Source organism: Bacillus sp. AFS017336 (assembly GCF_002555445.1).
Classification (GTDB): domain Bacteria; phylum Bacillota; class Bacilli; order Bacillales; family Bacillaceae_G; genus Gottfriedia.
On record NZ_NUCO01000076.1, the window covers coordinates 1 to 2,693 of the forward strand.

Sequence of the window (2,693 nt, forward strand, 5' to 3'; positions counted from 1 at the left end):
CAAAGTTCACTTTGTCGCTCAGAAGCGACTTTAATATCATAACATTTTGTCGAATCATCTGTCAACAATTTATTATATTATTTTTGTTATCCGAACTCGTTTTGTCGTGACAACTTTCTAAATATACCATCTCGTCCAACCTATTGCAAGCATTTCTTTACAAAAAATTAATAAAAATAATTAACTTAGTAATTAGATGCACTTTTATATAGTTAATTTTAATAACAATTACACTGCAGTATAAAGAAGGCAGTTATATTCAGTTGACTTCTTGTTCTACCTTTGACATATCAAACTGTTTAATTTGATGCTTCAGTTGAAGAACTTAAGTGAATTTTTAAACGGGTCTACTTATGGGCAGAATAAGTTTAATCTATCTTGTAAACCATTCATAATTTTTTCTGGTACTTCTTTTAACTTTATATCATCACCTAGGAAAAGGAGCCAGTTTGTTATATCGTTCAATTCTCCAAAGTTATCAACATTAATAAATGTTTTTAGAATGGCTGTGGTTTGGTAAGGACTTGTATAAGAAATAGAGAGCATTAAAGGATGGTACTTTTTGAACTGAGCAATTGCCTTTGGACCAAGTTCAATTACAAGGTTAATTATTTCATCTTGCTTACTTAGTTTTTCTAAAATCTTTTTTCTGCTTAATCTTTTTTTTTGAGGATATGTTACGACATCTATAAGATTGTCGACCGAGAAAATCTTCTTCATTTCATCCAACAAGTCAAATCCTTCAATCAACCAAAGACCTTTGTCATGGTAAAGGTGCAGAAGATAAATAGGATAAGATAGTGATTCCTGTTCTTCTTTGATAGTAATCAATAAAAAGCGATCCAAAAGTAGTGTTTCAATGAGTCTTTCTAACATTGGCTGAGGTAAGTCAGATAAATCAAGTAAGTCGGGATTATTGGGATTAGTACCTTCAAAAAGAAGTATCTGATTTAAAAGAACAAGATCATCCTGCTGGTTTTCTGAGATTAAGCCAAGTAATTTCTCTGCTAAAGATTGTCGACTCTTTAGATAAGGAAGTTGTTTATTTCTTGTCGCCATAAAAGCTATAAATAGAGCCTTTATCTCATTATCTGTAAAACGAACAGTTGGCAGGACAGAATTATTCATGACAAAATATCCTCCATCCCTGCCAACTTCAGCAACAAGTGGCATCCCCATCTCTTCAATTTCTCTTATATCTCTAAGAGCCGTTGATCGGGAAATGTTAAATTCTTGCATGACTTCTGAAATTGTAAACTTGGCGCGGTTGTTAATATATCGCATGATCGTATTAATTCGTTCAACTTTTTTCATCAGTACCTCCTAAACAGTATCATTTTTTGACACTATTTAAGACTATTATAAACTCATCAGATGAAAAGACAAATCGTTTGATAAACTTAAAAAAGGAAGGTTTTGAATATGACAAATTATACATTAGAAGAAAAAGATAGCTTTACCGTTTTAGGAATTGGAATTGAACTTAAAAGCCATTACACAGATTATGCTGGGTTAAATAAAGAAAAGGAAGATTTTTGGGATGCAATCAAACAAGATGGTAAACTTGAAACTTTAAAAAATATAGCTACAAATGATTACATTTTTACAGTGAACGAAGCAGTAAATAACAAGATGATGCATTATGCTGGCGTAATGACAGAGGCATCTGTAAAAGAAGAATCTAGAGTTATCCAATTCCCTAAAGGAGAATACCTAGTAGTAAAAGGTGAAGGTGCTACAGCTGAAGAATTAAGTAATAAACTTACTGGTATTGCCTTTGGTCAAGTTTTACCTGAAGCAAAGGATTTTGCCTATGTTGGTGGACCAAATACATCGGTTGAAATGGGTCATCGAAACGGCTTAGTATTTGGTGAAATGTGGATCCCTGTAGTAAGAAAATAATTTGTACAATTAGGGATTACTCCAAGATTAATAATTATTTTGAAATTAATTATTCAAAAACTTTCCATAAGCTAATATATTATTCTATTGTTAATTAACGGTAGTATCAAATAAATAAAAAAGAGCTGACCGATGATCAGCTCTTTTTTTCATTTATAACTAAGACCATACGATAGTTGGATAAAGAAACAACAATGTCATCAATCCGATTATTATTAAAAAAGGAAACCTTCAATAGAATATAACTCTAATAAATAATCACTGTATCTTTTTTGTCTCTTCATTTTAGACTCTATTTTGTTTTATATATACCATTTCATACTGCTAAACAGTTGGTCATGAATCAACCTAAATTAAACGTTGGAAAACATGAAGATAGATTTCACAATAGTAAATGAATATAATAGCCTTCTTAAATACGTAGTATAAATTATTAGCTTTTAAAGAAGTTAATTTAGTGAAAAAACTTGCATTTTCCCCTTCACCTGACACAAATTCCTATATTAAGATATAAAGATCTGGCAATTTAATCGTTTCGTTTGTTTTTTGTTTTTTAGGCAAATCGTTGTATTTTGATTTATACAATTAAAGCAAAGACCTTATGAGACATCTTCATCATTTAAATTAAAAGCTCTGTTAAAGTAGATTATTGATTTTCTTATTTAACTAATTGGCAGTTTAGTGCAATAAGAATAACTTAGTATAATATAAAAAATAGATACTTTTACTAAGAAGTGGGATGATGAATTGAATAAAGAATCTCTTGAATTCTTTGATTGGATAAAGCTAAA

2 protein-coding genes are annotated in these 2,693 nt (G+C 30.3%); one reads left to right on the forward strand and one right to left on the reverse strand.

The window, feature by feature from the left end; translation table 11 throughout:
- Positions 1–351: 351 nt before the first annotated feature.
- Positions 352–1,314: a helix-turn-helix transcriptional regulator gene (locus CN601_RS22140; RefSeq protein WP_098172375.1), complete on the reverse strand. Its 963-nt coding sequence runs from the start codon at positions 1,312–1,314 to the stop codon at positions 352–354.
- Positions 1,315–1,422: 108 nt separating this feature from the next.
- Here CN601_RS22140 and CN601_RS22145 point away from each other — a divergent pair, with 108 nt between their 5' ends.
- Complete coding sequence (locus tag CN601_RS22145) at positions 1,423–1,902, forward strand: GyrI-like domain-containing protein (RefSeq protein WP_098172376.1); 480 nt, start codon at positions 1,423–1,425, stop codon at positions 1,900–1,902.
- The last annotated feature ends 791 nt before the right edge of the window (positions 1,903–2,693 follow it).